A 14087-nucleotide genomic window follows, 5' to 3' on the forward strand; every position below is an offset into this window, starting at 1 on the left:
CACGTGCAGTTAGGGACGTGATCGCGCGAATCGCGCCGTCACAACGTCCCCAAACGCACACGAAAGATGGGGGAGGACGTGGCCAACGACCACTTCACCTCGCGGGACGGGCGCGCCCCGCACACCATGAGCGCGCTCAGGTGGCGGGCGAGTGCCGGGACGATTTCCCGCGTCGCTCGTGGCGCCTACGTCGACGGGGCGGATCCGTCGCCGTTGGAGCGGGCGCTGGCAATCGCCGCCGCGGCGAACGGCGTCAACACCGGTCGCGTCGCCGCCACTCTGCGGCGCGTCGACTGTCCGGCCGTCGTCGGTCCGTCGTTTCTGGTGCTCCCGACGGCGTCCGGGCGTCGTCCGGGCGCCAAGCGACTGGCGTACCCGGCCGAACGTGTCATTTCGGTCCGCGGGATCCCAGTCGTCGACGGTCTGCAGATGCTCGTCGATCTCGCCGCTGACCTGGACGATGTGCAGTGGGAGCAGGCGCTCGAATCCGCGCTGTTTCGCCGGCACGTTTGCCTTGCCGAACTCGAGGCGGCGCTGCCTGATCTGAGCCGGGCGCGCACTGCTGGCGTCGCGCTGATGCGCCGAGTCCTCGCGGTTCGGCCGCCCGGTGCCGCGCCGACCGAGTCGTTGCTGGAGACGCTGATGGTGCAGTTGTTGCGCAGCATCGGGGTGCCGACACCAACACGACAGCTCGAATTGTTCAACGAGCACGGGGAGCTCGAAGCGCGACTCGACCTGTGTTGGCCCGAGCTCGGCTTGTTTCTCGAACTCGACGGCGAGGGTCACCGTTTCCAGCCGGTCTACGACGCGAACCGGCAGACCCGAGTCGTCGCGCTGACGGGGTGGCTGTGCGGGCGATTCTCCTGGACCGAGGTCCACGACAACCCGATTCCGACCGGTCGTCGGGTGCTCCGGCTCCTGGAGCAAGCCGCCCGTCGCCCGCTTTGACGTGCAGTTAGGGACGTTGGAGGGACGGAATGCGCCGGTGCCACGTCCCCAAATGCACGTGAAACCTGGGTGGCGGCGGCCGCGGCGGCGGCATCGGCGCGGCCGGGTTGGGTGGTTAGAGGCGGATGCCGAGCAGGTGGAGCATGGGCGAGACGTGGAGTTCGTGGAACCCCAGGTGCTCGTAGAAGCCCAAGGCTCGGGTGTTCTTGGCGCTCACGCCGAGGTGCAGGCCGACGGAGCCGTCGGCGCGCAGGGAGTCCATCGCCGTTTCCATCATGCGCTTGCCCCAGCCGCCGCCCTGGAACGGCGGCAGCAGGTCGATGTGGAGGTGCGACGGGTACTCCTCGGTGATCGCCCGCGGCATGTGGGTCGGCGAGTGGATCATCCCGATGAGCAGCGCGTCCAAGCCCTCGCCTGACCCCTGCGGGTACTGCGCCTGGAGCGCCGGCCAGTACGACTCGTCGCAGCGCTGCTCGAAGGCGTGGGTGTCGAGCGCGGCGAGCACGTAGCCGCCGGCCACGTCGTCGGCGTCGGTCACCACGAAGGCGTGCTCGGGCTCGAGCAGGCCGTACTGCGCCGCCCAGATGTGGCCGTAGAGCTGCTTGTCGGACACGAGATCCCAGGCGTCCTGACCGGCGTCGCCGGTGCGCACGCAGATCTCGTAGAGCCGTTCGAGGTCGCTGTCCCGATAGGCGCGAATCACGCCCGGTTGTCTAGCGTCGACGGATGGATTTTGCGCTGTCCGAGGAGATGCAGGAGCTGCAACAGACGGTTCGCCGCCTGGCGCAGGACAAGGTCAAGCCCCGCGCCCGGGAGATCGACGACACCGGCGAGTACCCCGAAGATCTCTTCGAGGTGTTCCGCGACGCCGGCCTGCTCGGGCTTTGCATCCCCGAGGCGTACGGCGGCAGCGGGGCGGGCATCCTCGGGCTCACCATCGCCATGGAAGAGGTGGCGAAGTACTCGAACACCGCCGCCTTGATGCTGCTGCTGACCCGTCTCCCAACCGGCCCGATCATGATCGCCGGCAGTGAAGAGCAGAAGCAGAAGTACCTGCCGGGCATCGCGGCGGGCGAGACGCGCTGTGGCTTCGGCCTGTCCGAACCGCAGGCCGGTTCCGACGTGATGGGCATGCGCACCCGCGCCACCCAGGACGGCGACGAGTGGGTCATCAACGGCCTCAAGTGCTGGATGTCGGGCGTCGTGCAGGCGGACTGGTACGTCGTGTTCGCCAAGACGAAAGAGGCGACGTCGCGCGAGCACGACTCGATCTCGGTGTTCATCGTCGACCGCAACACGCCGGGCGTGTCGGTCGGCTCGACCGACCGCAAGATGGGCGTGCGCGGCGTCGACACCGGCGAGCTGATCCTCGACAACGTGCGGGTGCCCGCCACCAACATGATCGGCGCGATCGGCGGCTTCCAGCTGTGCATGCAGGGCCTCAACGCCATGCGTCCGATCGTGGCCGCCCGCGGCATCGGCCTCGCCGAAGGCGCCCTCATGTACGCCGTCGACTACGCCAAGCACCGCGAGGCGTTCACCAAGACCGTCGCCGATTTCCAGGGCATCCAGTGGGAGATCGCCAAGCTGGCGACCGAGATCGAGGCCGCCCGCCTGCTTACCTACCGGGCGGCCTGGATGGCCGACCGGGGCGAGTACACGCGGGAATTCGTCCCCTATCTGTCAATGGCGAAGTACTACGCCTCGGAACTCGCCGTTCGGGCCAGCGGAATCGCGCTACAAATGCTGGGAGCGGCGGGTTACATGAAAGACCACATGACCGAGCTGTACTACCGCGACGCCCGTCAGCTCACGATCGTCGAGGGCACGTCGCAGGTACAACTCGGCCTGATTGCCAAGGGTGTGCTCAACCAAGACCTGTGGTGGTGAATTGAACGAATCGCCGGCGGTGAACTGGCCCGAGCTGCTCGACCTCCTCGCCGAGGGGATCGACCTCACGCTCGAGCAGTCGCAAGCTGCGTTCAGCGCGGTCCTCGCCGGCGAGGCGACGCCCGCGCAGATCGGCGCGCTGCTCATCGGGATCCAGTTCAACGGCATCACCGCCGAGGAGCTCACCGGCGTCGTGCGGGCCCTCAAAGCGGCGTGTGAGGGATTCAGCGTCGAAGACGACGTCATCGACACCTGCGGCACCGGCGGCTCGATGCAGCGCCGGCACGCGGCGTTCAACGTGTCCACGCTGTCGGCGTTCGCGGTGGCGGGCGCCGGCGGCCGGGTGGCCAAGCACGGCAACCGCCGCGCCAGTGCGACGAGCGGCTCGGCCGACCTGCTCGAGTCGCTCGGCGTCAACGTCGACCTGCCGGGCGACGCCGTGGCGCGCTGCGTCACCGAGACGGGCATCGGCTTCATGCTGGCGCCGCGTTTCCACCCGGGGATGCGCCACGCCGGCCCGGTGCGCCGCGAACTCGGCATCCGCACGGTGTTCAACTTCGCCGGTCCGCTGGCCAACCCCGCCGGAGTGAAGCGCCAAGTCGTCGGTGTGGCCGACGCGTCGATGGCGTCGACGGTGGCGCGCGTGCTGCAGGCGAACGGCGCCGAGCGCGCCATGGTGGTCTACGGCCACGACGGGCTCGACGAGCTGACGATCACCGGACCGTCGACGGTGCTCGAAATCCGCGACGAGTTTGTCGTCGAGCACACCATCGATCCCGAGACGCTTGGCCTCAAGCTGCAGCGTCACGCGCCCGAGGGCGGCGACACCGAGGCCAACGCCGCGCTGGCCCGTCAGGTGCTGGCGGGGGAGCTCGGCCCGCACCGTGACATCGTGGTGCTCAACGCCGCGGCGGGACTCGTGGTCGCCGGCGTGGTCGACGACATCGCCGACGGAGTGCTGGCGGCCGCCGAGGCGATCGACAGCGGCCGCGCCGCGGCCAAGCTCGAAGCGCTCGTCAAAGCCTCACAGGCCTGACCGGCTGGTTGACGTCAGTCAACCAGCCGTAGCGCGATCGCCGGCGGGATCTTCGACGCGCTGCGCGCCGGCAGCGCGGCCGCCAGCAGCGACGCCACGAACAGCACGACCATCAACACCAGCACCGTCGGCGGCGGCGCGATGATCGGCGGTTTCTGGCCGATCAACGCCTTGAGCAACTTGCCCTGACTGGTTGCGATGACCGTCATGATGCCGAAGCCGATCCCGACGAGGAGGCCCTGCGCGCTCACGAACGCGCCCTCGACGAGGAAGCTGGTGCCGATCTCGCCGGCGTCGAAGCCCATGGCGCGCAGTACGCCGATCTGGTGACGGCGGTCGCGTACCGAGCGGATGAGCACGACGGCGATACCGGCGATGCCCACGACCACGCCGATGCCGAGGTCGCTGCGGAACAGGTTGATGATGCCGCTGATGACGGAGAACTGCTGGCGCGCCGCCGACTCGATGTCGACGGCTTCGACGCCGTTGTCGACGCCGCGGCGCTGCAAATCGGCTGACACCAGCGGGTCGTTGCGCGTCTGGAGCATGGCGTCGGTCATGGCGAACTGGTTCCCGAACATCGCCTTCATGCCCGTCGCGCCGTAGAAGGGCCCCTGGGCGAACACGTCCTGCTTCTTGATGCCGATGACGGTGACGTCGCGGGCCTGATTCGTCACCGGGCTCGTCATCGTGAACACCTGGCCGAGCGCGGCCGGTTGCTTGGGGTCGTCGGGGCCGGGACCGAACCCGCCGCTGAGCAGGAAGTCGCGCGTGACGATGATGTAGTCGGGGTTTTTCAGCGTCGCGGCGTATGCCGCGTCGTCGGTCTTGAAGCGCGGGTCGCGTTCGACGAGCCCCGGCGGTGTCACGTTTTGGTACAGCGACTTGTCGTAGCCCGTGACGGGCCACACCTTCGGGCGCTTCGCCGGGTCGAAGGTGAACGACGCGAACGCGGTCCCCGTCGCCGCGACATGCTCGACGTCGGGCGACTTGTACTTGGTGAAGTCGAAGGGCTGCGCGTGGCTCGAGTCGGCGAAGAGCGTGTAGTCGCCGGCGATGGTCGACGCCGTGTTACCCAACTGGGTGTTGATGGTGTGCGACAGGCCCTCGGCGTACACCAGGGTGAAGATCACGAGGGCGAACGGGCCGACGGTCAGCAACATGCGCACGCGGTGGGCGATCGGGTTGGCGAGGCCGAGGCGCGCCGGCACCGCGGCGCGGCCGCGTCCGATGCTGCGCAGGAACTTCGCCATGCGACCCTGCAACGCGTTGACGAGGAACACGCCGGCCGTCACCGACACGACGCCCGAGATCACCGCCGACTGCGGTCCCGTCACCGGCGCCGGGTTGATGGCGTTGTAAAGGATCGTGAACACGATGAGCGGCACGGTCGACAGCACCGTGCCCGTCTCCCAGCCGAAGCGGCGCGTCGCCAGGGCGCCCGCGCTGACGGCGACGAGGATCGGCCCCAGGAGGAAGGGGATCGCGGCGGGCGCGGTGTAGCCGTACCAGGTGACGAGCGCGCCCAGCACGACGGTGGCGACGAGGAAACCCGTCGCCGCCTTGCGGTGGGCGGTCGGCGTCGGTGGGAGCCGGCGCAGCGAGCGGATGACGTCGAGGCGGCTGACGCGGTAGCTCGTGCCGATCACGGCGGCCACCGACACTAGGAAGCCGAGCGAGATCCCGAACAGCACCGTCTGCGGGTTGACGTGGAACGACAGCGGCAGGCCGCGGAAGGCGGTGGTGGCGTGGCTCGTCTGGCGGCTCATGAGAGCGACCAGCACGTGCCCGAGGCCGACGCCGGCGGCGCCACCGAGCAGCGAACCGACCAAGGCGTACAGACCACCCTCGACCGAGAACGACCCGATGAGCGGCAGCCGCGACAACCCGACGGCGCGCATCGTGCCGAGCTCGGAGAGCCGCTCCTCGGCCAGCATCAACAGCACGTTGACCAGAAGCAGCATGCCGGCGATGATCCCGAAGGTTCCGATCGTCGTGAGGAACAGCGCGCTGTTCTTGCCGGCGGCCACGGCGTCGGCCAGCGCGTCGTGGCGCACCATCGACACGTCGCCGTTGAACGGCGTCACCGCGCGCGTAAGCGTGGTGCGCAGCGCTTCGACGGCGGCGGCGTCCGGCGGCGCGTTGGTGTGGGCCATCTTGCCCACCACCATCGTCAGCCAGTCGGGCGTGATCGTCTGCGGGTACTGGGCCGCCAGCTTTGGGATCGTGCCGGCGGGCACGAGCACGCTTTCGCCGGCGCGCGGTTCGCCGTCCTCGAACGACACGAGGCTGCTCTTGGCGATGCGCGCGACCGTGAGCGTCAGTGGGGTCGGCGTGTGCACGGTGAGCACCGAGCCGACGTGCAGATGCAGCTTCGTCGCCATGGCCGGCGACGGCCACGCCTGTCCCGGGCCGGGGCCGAGCGTCAACTGACCGTTGACCGCGGCGAGCTGGCCGGCACGCCGGTAGTCGGCGTCGATCAGGTTGGCTCGCGGCACGGTGTAGTCGCCGGTGCTGGCGGTGATCGGTGCCTTCGTGACGGCGACGGCGGCCGTCGTCGCCACGCCCGGCAGCGGCTTGGAGTTGAGGTAGGCGTTGCCGTTGGCCCAGTCGTCGCGGTTGCCGTAGGACACCGACGCGTCGAGCGGGCCGAAGTCGCCGAGCGCCTGGGCGCGAATTGACGCGGTGAAGCTGTCACCGACCGCCGAGTTGCCGACGATCAGGGCGGTACCGAGCACGCAGCCGAGCATGACCAGCGCCGCCTCGCGCGGCCGGCGCATGGCGTTGCGCAAGCCGATGCGGCGTACGAGCGGGTTCTTGACGGCCGCGGCGGCGAGGCCGAGGATGACGAGCCCGGCGAGGATCGGCATCTACGCGAACGGGTCGTCGTAGCTGATGGGCTGCGGGCTCTCCATCGGCGGCTGCGGCTGCTTACGCGGCTGGGTGTTCATGCGCGCTTGGCGGCGCGCCTCACGACGCTCCGCCTTGCCCATCGGCGCCTTGCGCTCCGCTTCCTGGTGCGGCGCCGGCGCTTCCTGGCGCAGGTCCAAGGTCGGCGGCGGTTGTTGCTGTCGCGGCTGTGACGGTCGTTGCGGCTCGCGGTTCTTGCCGCGGATGGCGTCGCGGCGCGTCATGTCGGCGAGCAACTTGCCGTCGCGGATGAACAGTCGGCGCGTCGCCTGCTCGGCAATCGACTCGTCGTGGGTGACGAGCACGATGGCGAGGCCGTCGTCGTTGAGTTCGCGCAGCAGCTTCATGACGGACTCGGCCGTCGCAGAGTCGAGGTTGCCTGTCGGCTCGTCGGCCCACACGAGCGCCGGGTTGGCGGCGAGGGCGCGGGCGATGGCGACGCGCTGCTGCTCACCGCCCGACAGCGCGTTCGGGTGATGGTTGATGCGGTGCCCGAGGCCGATGCGCTCGAGCGTTGCGATCGCCTGTTTGCGCGCGTCGTCAGGCTTCAGCCCGTTGAGCAGGAGTGGTAGCTCGACGTTCTCGACCGCCGAGAACACCGGCACCAGGTTCCAGTTCTGGAAGATGAAGCCCATCACCTCGGAACGGAGGTGGCTCTGGTCCTTGTCGGACAGGTCGTGCACGGTCTGGCCGGTGATGAGCACTCGCCCGCGGTCGATGCGGTCGAGGCCCGACAGGCAGTTCAGCAGGGTCGTCTTACCCGAGCCCGACGGGCCGGTAATGGCGACGAACTCGCCCTCGTGCACGATCAGGCTGACGCCGTCGATACCGACGACGTCTTCTTCGGACTCCACCGACACGTAGTGCTTCACCACACCTTCGGCGTGCAGCAGCGGATCGGTCGTCCAGCGCGGCGTCGACGCCGTCGGTACCCACTTGCCGTTCTCGACCGGGGCGCTGGTCGGTGTGAGCGTGCCGCCCCGCGTCAGCGGCCGTTCGCCCAGCTGCGGCTGCGCCGGTGGCTGGACGTGGCTGACGATCGGCGGCAGCGTCGGGCGCGCCGGCAACGCCTGCGCGGCCTCGATGAGTTCCCTGCCGCTGGCGTCGGCGACGACGCGCCCGTCGCGGACGCGCACGACGCGGGGCGCGCGGGCCGCGATCTCCGGGTCGTGCGTGATGAGCACCACCGTCTGGCCGTTCTCGCGCGACAACCGCCGCAGGATCGACATGATCTCGGCGCCGGTGCGCGTGTCGAGGTTGCCGGTCGGCTCGTCGGCGAGGATGACGCGTGGACCCTTCGAGAGGGCGCGGGCGATGGCGACGCGCTGCTGTTCACCGCCCGACAGCTGCGACGGCAGGTGATCGGCGCGGTCGGACAGGCCGACGCCGTTGAGCAGCCGCAGCGCCCGCTGGTGCTTCTTCGCCCGCGAGCCGCCGAGCGGCGCCAGCGCGGCTTCGATGTTCTCCACCGCCGACAGCGTCGGCACGAGGTTGAACTGTTGGAAGACAAAGCCGAACGTCCTGAGCCGCAGCGTCGCCAGCTTGCCGTCGCCCATGGTGGCGAGGTCGTGGCCTTCGAAGAGCACCGAACCCGACGACGGGCGGTCGAGGGCGCCCAGCATCTGCAGCAAGGTCGACTTGCCCGAACCGCTCGGGCCTTCGATGACGACGAACTCGCCCTGGTTGATCGTGAGGCTGATGCCGTCGACGGCGTGCAGCGCCGAGGTGCCGTCGCCGTAGGTCTTGACGACGTCGCGGAGTTCGAACATCAGCCCAACTCCCGCAGCGCGTCGGCCGGGCGCAGGCGGGCGGCGCGCAGGGCGCCGGCGGCACCGGCGACGAGGCCACCGCCCACGGCGAGGGCGACGGCGAAGACCAGCACCATCGGCTTGAGGGGCGCGGTCAGCAAGATGGCTTCCGACGCCTTGTCCGACAGCACCTTGCCGAGGCCGAAGCTCGACGACAGCGGCCCGGCCTGCGTGGCGGCGGCCGCGTGGAGCGAGATGCCGGCGCTGGTGAGGCCGAAGGCGGCGGCGGCGCCGAGCACGGCACCGATGATGCCGCCGAGCGCGCCCTGCGCGAAGGACTCGGCGAGCACCTGGCGGATGATCAGCCCCTTCGACCAGCCGAGGGCGGCGAGGGTGCCGAGCTCGCGCACGCGCTTGGCCACCGACGACAGCGTGAGCAGCACAGCGATAAGGATGGCGGCGAACACCGCGAGCGCGCCGAGCGCCAGGCCGAGGCGGTTGGCGAGCGTGCCGGCGGACACGAGCGAGCCCGAGATCGAGTTGGCGAGGTCCTTGGCGCTCGTGACCGACGCGCCGGGGAAGGCGCGCTGGATCGACTTGGTCAGCGCCGGCACGTCGGCCGCGTTGTCGGCCCGCACGAGCAGCGTGTTCACCCGCGCCGTGCGACCCGACAGGCTCTGGAGTTCGCTCAGGGGGAGGTACACGTCGGCCGACTCACCGCCGAGCGGCGGACGGGCGAAACCGACGATGGTGTAGTTCTTGCCGTCGAGCACGAGCTTGCCGCCGACGGTGTAGCCCTTGCGCCGGGCGTAGCCCTCGCCGAGGACGACCTCGTCCGTGTGCGTCCTGTCGAGGAAGTGGCCCGACACGATCTGCGCCGGCGTGATGAGCCCGAGGCCCGGACGGGACGCGTCGACGCCGGCCGCGGTGTACGGCTCGGTGGCGAGGTCTGTCTGGGGTGGGTTGAGGACCTGCTTGATCACTTCGCGCGGCGTCGTGAACACGCTGGAGAGGCGACGGAAGCGCGCCGGCAGGCACGACGGGCCGCCTCCGGATTGCTGGATGCAGTCCGAGATCGCCTTCCACTCCGCGGCGGACGGCGCCGGGATGTCCTGGGTCTGGGTGATCTGCTGACCGCCCGTCGTCACGCTCGCCTCGATCTCGGGCACCTTGCCCTTCTGGTGCACGGCGAGAAGGCTCAATGCGCCCGCCACCTGGTCGACGCCGTCGAGCTTGGCGATCTTGTTGACCTCGGTGTCGGGGAAGGTGAGCTGCGTGGCCGGCAGGAACAGCTCGCGCTCGAACGTGGAGCCCGGCTTGCCCAGTTTCGAGAAGTCCGTCTGGAACAGCGACTGGTTCTCGTCGACCAGCGAGTTGACCTCGTCGTCGTTGACGCCGCCGACGACCGCGGCGTTGGCCCCGGCACCCGCCAAGGGCACGTCGACGGGACGCGACACCACGAGGTCGGTGCCGACCTTGGCCAGCGGGTTCAAGATCTTGTGCTGGGCGCGGTCGAGGCCCGTCGACAGGGCGGAAACGAGGACGACGAGGCTGACGCCTACGGCGAGTCCGAGCACAGTGAGAACCGTCCGCCCCAGACGCCGACGCAACTCGCGATGCAGGTACGTCAGATAAAACACGAAGGCACGAGGATAGTTTGCCCAGCGTGTCTGTCAGGTATCGCTGCGCCTCCTGCGGGAATCGGACCCGCTTCACCGTCACGTCCACGCGCCGGACCCGGGGCTACTACCACTTCACCATCGGCGGCGAGCTGTCGATCGAGGACGAAGAAGTGCTCGATGAACAGGTCGAAGCCGTCAGCTGCCGCTGGTGCGGCAACGGCGACGGCATCGAGATAGAGCCGGAATAGCGCGTTACACCCCCTCGGCATAGTGGCCGCATGGAACTTCCCCTGGTCATCGATTGCGAAACGTGCGTGGCGCGATTCAGCGATGCCTGTAGCGACTGCGTCGTCACGTTTCTGTGCGGGGAGGAGGGTCCGATCGAGGTCGACGCCTCCGAAGCGCGCGTGTTGCGGCTCCTGCGCGACGAAGGACTCGCCCCCGACGTACGACATGAACTCAGCGCGTAGCGAAGCGAGGCGCTGCTAGGAGGTGGTTCGATCCGCGTAACTGCGCATAGGCGGTGGTACCTTCCGCCGTCGTGCAGCGCCTGCATGTCGTCGGGATCACAGAGGACCGCGAAGGCCTCATCCTGAGCGCGCGCCGCGGCACGAAAAGCGGTGGCTGGACGGTCGTCGTCGACGCCGAACTCGAAGAAGCCGTCGCCGAGTTACTGAAAGAGCGCGGCGCCGAAGCCGAATCGCGCATCCCGCGCGCCGAATCGCAGCTGAGCGTGCGCGAGATGCAGCAGCGCCTGCGCACCGGCCAGACGATCAAGCAAGTCGCCCGCGCCGCCGGCGTGCACGAGGAGTGGGTCGAGCGCTTTGCTGTGCCGATCCAGGCCGAGCAGCAGCAGGTCGTGCGCCAGGCCCTCGAGCTCACCTTCACCAAGGCGCGCAACGGCGCGTCGACCCAGCCCCTCGGCATGGCGGCGTGGTGGAATCTGCTCGACCGGTCGGTCGCGCTGACCGAAGACGAGTGGGACAAGGGCTGGTCGGCGTTCCTCGTGCGCGACGCCGTGTGGGTCGTGCGTTTCGAGTACGACGCCCGCAAGCGCCACAACACCGCGGAGTGGGAAGTCGACCTGCGCGCCGGCACCGTCACGTCGCGCAACCGGCTCGCGACGGAACTCGGCTACGTCGAGCCCGGCCGGCGCCGGCGCCCCGGTCCGCCGCCCCCCATCGCCGGCGGTCTGCTGACGCGTGCGGCCCCGCCGGCCGAGGCGCCCAAGGCTGCGCCGGCCGCGGCCCCGGAGCCCGAAGAGGCTCCGGCCAAACCGGCCAAGAAGCCGGCCAAGAAAGTCGTCGCCAAGAAAAAGCTGCCAGCCAAGAAGTTGCCGGCGACGCGCAAGAAGGTGCCGATCAAGCCGGCGCCTTCGCCCGCTCGCTCGCGCCGCCGGTAACTTCGGCCCCGTGGAGGGCCTCACCGAGCGCGTCGTCGCCGCGGGGCGCGCCGCGGGTCTCGTGGCCGTCGGCGTGACCTCCGCCGAGCCATTCGACGACGCCCGCCGCCACCTCGAGGAGCGCCGCGCCGCCGGCCTGTCCTCCACCATGCAGTTCACCTACCGCAACCCCGCCCGCTCGACCGACCCGTCCCGCGCCCTGCCCGGCGCCCGGGCTCTCGTCGCCGCCGCCTACCCCGTGTGCGGGGTTACTCCGGCGAAAGCCGGAGCAACCCCGCACACCGGGGCGGTGGGGCGGGTGGCGCGGTACGCGTGGCGGGACCACTACGCCGAGTTGCGGGCCGCGCTTGGGGCGTGCGCGGCGGTGTTGGAGGCCGACGGGTACGCGGCGCGCGTGTTCGCCGACGACAACGCCTTCGTCGACCGGGCCGTCGCCGTGCGCGCCGGGCTCGGTTGGTTCGGCAAGAACGCCAACGTGCTCTTCCCCGGACACGGGTCGTGGGTGGTGCTCGGCTGCGTGGTGACGACCGCGCCGCTGGAAACGGGCGCCGAACCCGTCGCCGACGGCTGCGGCGGCTGCACCCGCTGCATCGACGGCTGCCCCACCAACGCCATCGTGGCCCCGGGCGTCGTCGACGCCCGCCGCTGCCTCGCCTGGCTCGTGCAACAGGAGGGCACGTTCCCGGTCGAGTTCCGCGCCGCGCTCGGCGACCGCATCTACGGCTGCGACGACTGCCAGGAGGTGTGCCCGCCGTCGCGGCGCATCCGCCACGACGACGCTCCGCGGCGGACGGTCGACCTCGCGGCGATCGTGGAAGCCGACGACGCCGACCTGCTGCGCGACTACGGCGCCTGGTACATCGCCCAGCGCGACCCGCGCTACCTCAAGCGCAACGCCCTCATCGCGCTGGGCAACAGCGGCGACTCCGGCGACGAATCGGTACGCGAATTGCTCCGGCGCTGGGCACAATCCGCGGACGAGTTGCTCGCGGAACACGCGCAGTGGGCACTGGAGCGACTCGACACATGAGTCACCTGTTCGTCACCAACGACTTCCCGCCCAAGGTCGGCGGCATCCAGAACATGCTGTGGGAGCTGTGGCGCCGGCTGCCCGAGGGCCGCGCCCACATCCTCACCACCACCTACGACGGCGACGCCGCCTTCGACGCCGTGCAGCACTATCCGATCGAGCGCCACGGCTCGGTCCTGCTGCCGACGCCGGCCACCCGCCGCCTCATCGACGACACCGCGGCGCGCGTCGGCGCCAACCTCGTCGTCCTCGACCCGGCGCACATCGTCGGTCTGCTCGGCCCGTCGCTCCAGCGCCCGTACGCGCTCATGGTGCACGGCGCCGAGTTGTCGATCCCGGCGCGTACGCCGGGGTACAGCGTCGCCCTGCGCCGCGCCATGCGCGGCGCCCGCCTCATCATCGCCGCGGGACCGTGGGTGGCGCGTGAAGCCCAGGCGATCGCCCCCGACGTCGACGTGGTCGACATCCCGCCGGGCGTCGACGTCGACGCCTTCCGCCCGCCGACACCCGACGAGCGCGCCGCGGCGCGCCACCGCCTCGGCGTCGCCTCCGACGCCGAGGTCGTCCTGCACCTCAGCCGGCTCGTGCCGCGCAAGGGCGCCGACACGTTGATCCGCGCCGTGGCCAAGCTGGCACCGTCGCGACCCAAGCTCGTCGCCCTGATCGCTTGGGGCCGCGGGCGCGACGAGGGCCGGCTGCGGCGCCTCGCCGAGAAACTGCACGCGCCGGTGCGCTTCGTCGGGCGCGTGCCCAACGGCGAGCTCACCGCCACCTACGGCGCCGCCGACGTGTTCAGTCACGTGTGCCGCAACCGCTGGGGCGGCCTCGAGCAGGAGGGCTTCGGCATCATCTTCCTCGAGGCCGCCGCGTGCGGCGTGCCGCAGATCGCCGGCAACTCCGGCGGCGCGGGCGACGCCGTGCTCGACGGGGTCACCGGGTTCGTGATCGACCCCGCCACCGACGCCGCCGCCGTGGCGGCGCGCCTCGCCGAATTGCTGGACAACCCCGAGCGGCGCGCCGAGATGGGCAAGGCGGCGCGCCAGCGCGCCGTGCTCGACTTCGCCTACGACGACCTGGCCGCCAAGCTCGACGTCGCCCTCACCAAAGCCGAGCAGGCGTGAACGAGGAGCGCGTCGCCATCGCCAGCACGGTGCTGTTCGGCGTCGTCGTACTCCTGGGTGCGCTGTCCGCGTTCGGACGATCCCTGGTGGTGGTGCTCTCGGCGGTGATGTTCCTCGGCGGCGCAGTGCTCATGGCCGCCGCGTTGGTGATCGCGGCGGGGCGCAGCCGCGAGTTCGTGATCGCGGTGGGCGACGTGTTCTTTCGCGTCCCGCGGGCGTTCATCGTGTGCTTCGGCGTGCAGATCGTCGCCGCCTTCGCCAGCGCCGGCGCCCACCCCAACACCGGCGCCGCCTTCGCCATCCTGGCCCCGGTGTTCGGCCTTGGGATCATGGGATTGTGGGGGGCGCGTCACGGGCAGTTCCCGGCGCGAGAGACTTGA

At 70.3% G+C, this 14087-nt stretch carries 13 protein-coding genes; 9 read left to right on the top strand and 4 right to left on the bottom strand.

All coding sequences use genetic code 11. The annotated features are described in order from the left end of the window. The first annotated feature begins 66 nt into the window (after positions 1-66). Complete coding sequence (locus tag VHC63_01345; protein HVV35215.1) at positions 67-948, top strand: hypothetical protein; 882 nt, start codon at positions 67-69, stop codon at positions 946-948. Positions 949-1063: 115 nt separating this feature from the next. On the opposite strand, the gene VHC63_01350 is transcribed toward VHC63_01345, so the two are convergent. Continuing rightward, on the bottom strand, positions 1064-1651 hold the full coding sequence (locus tag VHC63_01350; GenBank protein HVV35216.1) for a GNAT family N-acetyltransferase: 588 nt from the start codon (positions 1649-1651) through the stop codon (positions 1064-1066). 23 nt (positions 1652-1674) lie between these two features. Here VHC63_01350 and VHC63_01355 point away from each other — a divergent pair, with 23 nt between their 5' ends. Together VHC63_01355 and trpD are read left to right on the top strand one after the other, a co-directional pair. Then, entirely contained in the window at positions 1675-2838 is a 1164-nt protein-coding gene (locus tag VHC63_01355; GenBank protein HVV35217.1) for an acyl-CoA dehydrogenase family protein, read from the top strand. Positions 2839-2857: 19 nt separating this feature from the next. Next, positions 2858-3874, top strand: coding sequence for an anthranilate phosphoribosyltransferase (trpD, locus tag VHC63_01360; GenBank protein ID HVV35218.1), 1017 nt, complete (start codon positions 2858-2860; stop codon positions 3872-3874). A 14-nt stretch (positions 3875-3888) separates the two neighbouring features. On the opposite strand, the gene VHC63_01365 is transcribed toward trpD, so the two are convergent. From VHC63_01365 to VHC63_01375, 3 genes are read right to left on the bottom strand one after another with little or no spacing between them, the layout of a single operon-like run. Further along, entirely contained in the window at positions 3889-6744 is a 2856-nt protein-coding gene (locus tag VHC63_01365; GenBank protein HVV35219.1) for an ABC transporter permease, read from the bottom strand. Next, positions 6745-8553: an ATP-binding cassette domain-containing protein gene (locus VHC63_01370; GenBank protein ID HVV35220.1), complete on the bottom strand. Its 1809-nt coding sequence runs from the start codon at positions 8551-8553 to the stop codon at positions 6745-6747. Further along, positions 8553-10172, bottom strand: coding sequence for an ABC transporter permease (locus tag VHC63_01375; protein HVV35221.1), 1620 nt, complete (start codon positions 10170-10172; stop codon positions 8553-8555). The genes VHC63_01370 and VHC63_01375 overlap by 1 nt, the downstream gene beginning before the upstream one ends. A 26-nt stretch (positions 10173-10198) precedes the next feature. Between VHC63_01375 and VHC63_01380 the strand changes: the two genes are divergently transcribed. From VHC63_01380 to VHC63_01405, 6 genes are all read left to right on the top strand, one after another. Continuing rightward, entirely contained in the window at positions 10199-10402 is a 204-nt protein-coding gene (locus tag VHC63_01380; protein ID HVV35222.1) for a hypothetical protein, read from the top strand. 30 nt (positions 10403-10432) lie between these two features. Beyond that, positions 10433-10624: a hypothetical protein gene (locus tag VHC63_01385; GenBank protein ID HVV35223.1), complete on the top strand. Its 192-nt coding sequence runs from the start codon at positions 10433-10435 to the stop codon at positions 10622-10624. A gap of 71 nt (positions 10625-10695) precedes the next feature. Next, on the top strand, positions 10696-11556 hold the full coding sequence (sepH, locus tag VHC63_01390; GenBank protein ID HVV35224.1) for a septation protein SepH: 861 nt from the start codon (positions 10696-10698) through the stop codon (positions 11554-11556). Between the two features lie 10 nt (positions 11557-11566). Then, positions 11567-12586: a tRNA epoxyqueuosine(34) reductase QueG gene (gene queG, locus VHC63_01395; protein HVV35225.1), complete on the top strand. Its 1020-nt coding sequence runs from the start codon at positions 11567-11569 to the stop codon at positions 12584-12586. Further along, positions 12583-13707 (top strand): glycosyltransferase family 4 protein, encoded by a 1125-nt coding sequence (locus VHC63_01400; GenBank protein ID HVV35226.1) that lies wholly within the window; start codon positions 12583-12585, stop codon positions 13705-13707. The genes queG and VHC63_01400 overlap by 4 nt, the downstream gene beginning before the upstream one ends. Then, complete coding sequence (locus VHC63_01405) at positions 13704-14087, top strand: hypothetical protein (GenBank protein HVV35227.1); 384 nt, start codon at positions 13704-13706, stop codon at positions 14085-14087. The genes VHC63_01400 and VHC63_01405 overlap by 4 nt, the downstream gene beginning before the upstream one ends.

This window comes from Acidimicrobiales bacterium, assembly GCA_035546775.1.
Lineage (GTDB): Bacteria > Actinomycetota > Acidimicrobiia > Acidimicrobiales > JACCXE01 > JACCXE01.